At 68.6% G+C, this 5,478-nt stretch carries 6 protein-coding genes; 4 read left to right on the top strand and 2 right to left on the bottom strand.

Translation table 11 applies throughout. From position 1 onward, the window contains the following. Positions 1-5: 5 nt before the first annotated feature. A complete protein-coding gene (locus ADBZ5U_RS13995; RefSeq protein ID WP_526811176.1) occupies positions 6-1,037 on the bottom strand; it encodes an LLM class F420-dependent oxidoreductase in 1,032 nt (343 codons plus the stop codon). Positions 1,038-1,093: 56 nt separating this feature from the next. Here ADBZ5U_RS13995 and ADBZ5U_RS13990 point away from each other — a divergent pair, with 56 nt between their 5' ends. From ADBZ5U_RS13990 to ADBZ5U_RS13980, 3 genes are read left to right on the top strand one after another with little or no spacing between them, the layout of a single operon-like run. Further along, positions 1,094-2,074 carry a Zn-ribbon domain-containing OB-fold protein gene (locus ADBZ5U_RS13990; protein ID WP_526811174.1) on the top strand — a complete coding sequence of 327 codons (981 nt, stop codon included), beginning with the start codon at positions 1,094-1,096 and terminating at the stop codon, positions 2,072-2,074. A gap of 2 nt (positions 2,075-2,076) precedes the next feature. Further along, the gene (locus tag ADBZ5U_RS13985) at positions 2,077-3,144 is read left to right on the top strand and encodes a beta-ketoacyl-[acyl-carrier-protein] synthase family protein (protein WP_526811178.1); all 1,068 of its coding nucleotides are present in this window, start codon (positions 2,077-2,079) and stop codon (positions 3,142-3,144) included. After that, positions 3,144-4,322 (top strand): thiolase family protein, encoded by a 1,179-nt coding sequence (locus ADBZ5U_RS13980; protein WP_526811172.1) that lies wholly within the window; start codon positions 3,144-3,146, stop codon positions 4,320-4,322. Before ADBZ5U_RS13985 ends, ADBZ5U_RS13980 begins: the two co-directional genes overlap by 1 nt. Here ADBZ5U_RS13980 and ADBZ5U_RS13975 read toward each other — a convergent pair. Continuing rightward, the gene (locus tag ADBZ5U_RS13975; RefSeq protein WP_526811170.1) at positions 4,280-4,819 is read right to left on the bottom strand and encodes a gamma carbonic anhydrase family protein; all 540 of its coding nucleotides are present in this window, start codon (positions 4,817-4,819) and stop codon (positions 4,280-4,282) included. The two genes, ADBZ5U_RS13980 and ADBZ5U_RS13975, sit on opposite strands and share 43 nt — an antisense overlap. Before the next feature lie 52 nt (positions 4,820-4,871). Here ADBZ5U_RS13975 and ADBZ5U_RS13970 point away from each other — a divergent pair. Continuing rightward, on the top strand, positions 4,872-5,478 hold a 607-nt coding region (locus tag ADBZ5U_RS13970; protein WP_526811168.1), incomplete at its 3' end, for a hypothetical protein.

Below are 5,478 nucleotides of genomic sequence, written 5' to 3'. Positions count from 1 at the left end.
TGACCTCATAACAGTGCGACGAGTTCTCGTAGTTGTTCGACGCTGCGCGGGCTGACGACCATCATGGTCACGCCCGCGGCTTCCCACACCGCGATCTGCTTGCGAACGTAATCTGCATCCCCGACGATGGCGGCGTCGTCCACCAGTTCGTCGGGAATCGCCCCGGCGGCCTCATCCTTGCGGCCGGACCGGAAGAGCCTGGTCACGTCATCGACCACTTGGGCGTAGCCCATCCGGCGGTAGACCTCGGCGTGGAAATTGGTGTCCTCGGAGCCCATGCCGCCCATGTACAGCGCGACGAAGGGCTTCATCATCTCCATGGCGGCGGCCCGATCCTCGGTCACCACGATCTGCGCGGTGGCGCAGATCTCGAAATCCGCCCGGCGGCGCCGGGCACCCGGCCGGGCGAACCCCTCGTCGAGCCACTCGTTGTACATGTCGGCCAGCCGGGGCGAGTAGAAGATTGGGAGCCAGCCGTCGCAGATCTCGGCGGCCAGCGCGATGTTCTTGGGGCCCTCGGCGCCCAGCATGATCGGGATGTCCGCCCGCAACGGGTGCACGATCGGCTTGAGCGCCTTGCCGAGACCGGTGGTGCCCTCGCCGCTCAGCGGCAGGGGGTAGTGCGGTCCGGGACTGGTCACCGGGGCCTGGCGCGCCCACACCTGGCGGATGATGTCGACGTACTCCCGGGTGCGCGCCAGCGGTTTGGGGAAACGCTGGCCGTACCAGCCCTCGACCACCTGGGGGCCCGAGACGCCCAGGCCGAGGATGTGCCGCCCGCCGGAGAGATGGTCGAGTGTCAGCGACGCCATGGCGCAGGCGGTCGGGGTGCGCGCCGACAGTTGCACCACCGAGGTGCCCAGCCGCATCCGGGTCGTCTCCCGGCCCCACCAGGCCAGCGGGGTGAAGGCGTCCGATCCCCACGCTTCGGCGGTGAAGACGGTGTCGAAGCCGGCTTCGTCGGCGGCGGCGACCAGTTCGGCGTGGTTGGCAGGCGGCTGGGCGCCCCAGTAACCGAGTTGCAGGCCTAGCTTCATCCGGCGTGCCCTTCCCGTCCTTGCGAGCGTTCTTAGAACCTGTTCTACTCGGTGCTGTGAGCGTCGACCAGAGCACCTCTGCCTTGATAGATTCCCACGAGCCCCCTCTCACCGCCCCGCTGACACTGTCATTCGACTACAAGCGTTCGGTCGGCCCGATCCTGAGCGCCTTCTTCACCGCGCTGCGCGACCGGCGCATCGTCGGGGTCCGCGGCACCGACGGACGGGTGCACGTACCGGTCGTCGAGTACGACCCGGTCAGCTGCGCGCGGCTCACCGAGATCGTGCCGGTCGGCAGCGTCGGGACCGTGCTGTCGTGGACCTGGCAGTCCGAACCGCTGGAGGGCCAGCCGCTGGACCGGCCGTTCGCGTGGGCCCTGATCAAACTCGACGGCGCCGACACCCCCCTGCTGCACGCCGTGGACGGTGCGGTGCGCACCGGTGACCGGGTGCACGCGCACTGGGTGGACGAACCCGTCGGCGCGATCACCGACATCGCCTGCTTCGCCCCGGGGGAAACCCCGGAACCGGTTGCCGACACAACCGATGACCGCGACCCGATCTCGATCGTGATGGTGCCGGAGTTCCTCAGAGTGCAGCACAGCGCATCGCGGCCGGAGAGCATCTTCCTGCGCGCCCTGCGGAACGGCACACTGCTGGGCGCCCGGTCCGGAGACGACGGCAAGGTGTACTTCCCGCCACGGGAGGCCGACCCCGCCACCGGACGCGAACTCGACCAGTTCGTCGAACTTCCCGACAAGGGCATCGTGACGACCTTCGCGATCATCAACATCCCGTTTCCCGGGCAGCGCATCAAACCCCCGTACGTCGCGGCGTACGTCCTGCTGGACGGCGCCGACATCCCGTTCCTGCACCTGGTCACCGAGATCGACGCCGCCGACGTCCGGATGGGCATGCGCGTGGAGGCGGTGTGGAAGCCCAGGGAGGAACGGGATTTCGGCATCGACAACATCGACTACTTCAGGCCGACCGGCGAGCCCGACGCCGACTACGACAGCTACAAACAACACCTTTAGGAATCCACATGAGAGACGTTGCGGTCGTCGGCTTCGCCCACGCCCCGCACCTGCGCCGCACCGACGGCACCACCAACGGTGTCGAGATGCTGATGCCGCTTTTCCACCAGGTGTACGACGAACTGGGCATCGGCCAGACGGACATCGGGTTCTGGTGCTCGGGGTCCTCGGACTACCTCGCCGGCCGCGCGTTCTCCTTCCTCAACGCGATCGACGCCATCGGCGCCGTCCCGCCGATCAACGAGTCACACGTCGAGATGGACGCGGCGTGGGCGCTTTACGAGGCCTACATCAAGGTGCTCACCGGCGAGGTCGACACCGCACTGGTGTACGGGTTCGGCAAGTCCAGCGCCGGAACGTTGCGCCGGGTCCTCGCACTGCAGACCGACCCGTACACGGTTGCCCCGCTGATGCCGGATGCGGTGTCGATGGCCGGCCTGCAGGCGCGGTTCGGGTTGGACTCCGGCAAGTGGACTCAGGAGCAGATGGCTCAGGTGGCGCTGGATTCCCTTGCGGCCGCGCCACGCTCCGACTCGGTGAAGCCGGCCGACAGTGTCGACGACCTGCTGAGCCGGCCGTTCTTCGCCGACCCGTTGCGCCGCCACGACATCGCGCCCATCACCGACGGCGCGTCGGTGGTCGTGATCGCCGCCGAAGGCCGGGCCCGCGAACTACGCGAAAAGCCCGCTTGGATAACGGGTTTCGAGCATCGTATCGAGACTCCGGTGCTCGGCGCCCGCGATCTGACCACCTCGCCGTCGACGGCGGCCTCGGCCGAGGCGGCCACCGGCGGTGACACCGGCGCGATCGACGTGGCGGAGGTCTACGCGCCGTTCAGCCATCAGCAGTTGATCCTGGCCGAGGCGATCGGGCTGAAGCCGTCCACGAAGGTCAACCCCTCCGGGGGCGCGCTGGCCGCCAACCCGATGTTCTCCACCGGATTGGAGCGCGTCGGGTTCGCCGCCCGGCACATCTTCGACGGTTCGGCGCAACGGGTGCTCGCTCACGCCACGCAGGGCCCCGTGCTGCAACAGAATCTGGTCGCCGTTCTGGAAGGAAGGGACGCCTGATGCCCGGCAAGCAGCTCGCGGCCGTCCTGGGGACCGGGCAGACCAAGTACGTCGCCCAGCGGTCCGACGTGTCGATGAACGGCCTGGTGCGCGAGGCAATCGACAAAGCACTGGCCGACAGCGGGTCGACCCTCGACGACATCGACGCCGTCGTCGTCGGCAAGGCGCCGGACTTCTTCGAGGGCGTCATGATGCCGGAGTTGTTCATGGCCGACGCGCTGGGCGCCACCGGCAAGCCGCTGATCCGGGTGCATACCGCCGGTTCGGTGGGCGGCTCCACCGGTGTGGTGGCGGCCAGCCTGGTGCAATCCGGAAAGTACCACCGGGTGCTGGCGGTGGCCTGGGAGAAGCAGTCGGAGTCGAATGCCATGTGGGCGTTGTCGATTCCGGTCCCGTTCACCAAACCGGTCGGCGCCGGCGCCGGCGGCTATTTCGCCCCGCACATCCGGGCCTACCTGCGTCGCTCCGGAGCGCCGGCCCACATCGGTGCGATGGTGGCTGTCAAGGACCGGCTCAACGGGGCGAAGAACCCACTGGCCCATCTGCACCAGCCGGACATCACCCTGGAGAAGGTGATGGCTTCCCAGATGCTCTGGGATCCGATCCGATTCGACGAGACATGCCCGTCTTCGGACGGTGCTGCGGCTCTCGTGATCGGCGACGAACCCGTCGCCGACCGGCGAGTAGCCGAAGGACACCCGGTGGCATGGGTGCACGCGACCGCGCTACGGACCGAACCGATCGCGTACTCCGGTCGCGATCAGGTCAACCCGCAAGCGGGCCGGGACGCCGCCGCCGCGCTGTGGAAGGCTGCCGGCATCACCAGCCCCATCGACGAGATCGACGTGGCCGAGATCTACGTCCCCTTCTCCTGGTTCGAGCCGATGTGGCTGGAGAACCTCGGCTTCGCGCCCGAGGGTGAAGGGTGGAAGCTCACCGAAGCCGGCGAGACCGCGATCGGCGGCCGGTTACCGATCAACCCCTCCGGCGGGGTGCTGTCGTCCAACCCGATCGGGGCCTCGGGTCTGATCCGGTTCGCCGAGGCGGCGATTCAGGTTATGGGCAAGGCCGGCGCGCATCAGGTGCCGGGAGCACGCAAGGCGTTGGGCCACGCCTATGGCGGGGGCTCGCAGTACTACTCGATGTGGGTGGTCGGTTCGGACAAGCCGGCCAGGTAGCGCTGAGCGAGGTCCCGGTACGTCTGCGGGTTGGTGTCGACCCACGCTTCGGCGGCGGTTCCCTCGATGGGGCCCTTCACCTTTCCCGGTGCGCCGGTGACCAGGACACCGGGCGGAATCTGGGTGCCGCCGGTGACCAGTGAGTGCGCCGCGATCAGACTGCGGGCGCCGATCACCGCACCGTCGAGCACGGTGCAGTGGTTGCCGATCAGCGCTTCGGCGCCGATGTGGGCGCCGTGGACGGTGCACATGTGGGCGATAGTGGCCCCCGGACCGACGTCGACGGGAATGCCCGGTGGCGCGTGCAGCACCGAACCGTCCTGGACATTGGCGCCTTCCCGGATCACCACCGGTGCGTAATCGGCGCGAAGCACCGCGTTGAACCAGACCGACGCCCCTGCCTCGACGGTGACGTCCCCGACCAGAACGGCGGTCGGGGCGATGAAGGCGGTGGGGTCGACCTTGGGGGATCGGCCCTCGAATGTGTACATCGGCATCGTCCAGATATACCGCAGTCCACGGATAGGCTGTGACCGGACGGAGGCGAGTGTGAGAAGAATCCTGTGGCTGGGCGCCGGCACGCTCGGGGTGTGCCTGGCCACGGCGTTCGCCGGTCCTGCGGCTGCCGACGCGGACAACGGCCCCGGTGCCGGCACCGCGGCGCATTCGGCCGGCGCCGCCCGGGCCGGGACTTCGGCCCGGGCCGCCCGCGTCACCGGTCCGAGGCCGACGCGCCCGGCCGCCGTCGGGGCCGCCGCGGTGACCAAGGCGCCCAAGCCGACCAACACCGTCGCCAATCCCCTGCCGCCACGTCAGCAGTGGCTGGCCAATGACGGCTACTGCGGCGAGGAGTCGTTCGTCAGCGCCGGCCTCTACTACGGCCAGTACGTCTCCCAGTACGACGCCCGCGCACTGGCCAGCGGGAACGCACCGCAGAACACCGCGCGGTCCCAACTACTGCTGGGTGTCAACGACGTCGCCGCGGCCAAGGCGATGCACCTGGCCGCGACCACGTACAACACGGCCGCCCAGACCGACACCGCCTCGTTCCTGAAGTGGGTGAAAACCAACGTCACTGCCGGAAATCCGGTGGCAATCGGCGTCTACACCAACGAATTCCGTTTCTACGGCCGGACCAATCCGAACGCCGGTGATC

The organism is Mycobacterium sp. (genome assembly GCF_040398885.1).
GTDB lineage: Bacteria > Actinomycetota > Actinomycetes > Mycobacteriales > Mycobacteriaceae > Mycobacterium.
This window is presented reverse-complemented; position numbering and strand designations above follow the sequence as displayed.

Bases quoted from the DNA above. Each gene is read 5' to 3' on its own strand.
- ADBZ5U_RS13980 (WP_526811172.1), top strand. From the start codon at position 3,144: ATGCCCGGCAAGCAGCTCGCGGCCGTCCTGGGGACCGGGCAGACCAAG.
- ADBZ5U_RS13975 (WP_526811170.1), bottom strand. From the start codon at position 4,819: ATGCCGATGTACACATTCGAGGGCCGATCCCCCAAGGTCGACCCCACC.
- ADBZ5U_RS13995 (WP_526811176.1), bottom strand. From the start codon at position 1,037: ATGAAGCTAGGCCTGCAACTCGGTTACTGGGGCGCCCAGCCGCCTGCC.